We start from the raw sequence: 299 nt of genomic DNA on the forward strand, positions 1-299 counted from the left end.
ATTTTTCATTTCTTATTACGGAGAAATGAAACAGTGTGTCGTTTCAATTTTCAGCTTGATCCAGATTTTTAAAGAGCAAATATCTCAAACGTCACCCGAAGGTAAGTTTTGAGATATTGAGGTCGGCGACTTTCACTCACACATACCAGCAAGTGGCGTCCCCTAGGGGATTCGAACCCCTGTTACCGCCGTGAAAGGGCGGTGTCCTGGGCCTCTAGACGAAGGGGACACTGAAGTCTCAATCGCAAGACGCCTTGCTATTTACTTTTCATCAGACAATCTGTGTGAGCACTACAAAG

1 tRNA gene is annotated in these 299 nt (G+C 45.2%); it reads right to left on the reverse strand.

Features of this window, described 5'->3' with window-relative positions:
* Nucleotides 1-153: 153 nt before the first annotated feature.
* A tRNA-Glu gene (locus OGY83_RS00775) sits at nt 154-229 on the reverse strand.
* Nucleotides 230-299: the final 70 nt, after the last annotated feature.

It is taken from the genome of Citrobacter sp. Cpo090, from assembly GCF_030332665.1.
GTDB classification, from domain to species: domain Bacteria; phylum Pseudomonadota; class Gammaproteobacteria; order Enterobacterales; family Enterobacteriaceae; genus Citrobacter; species Citrobacter portucalensis.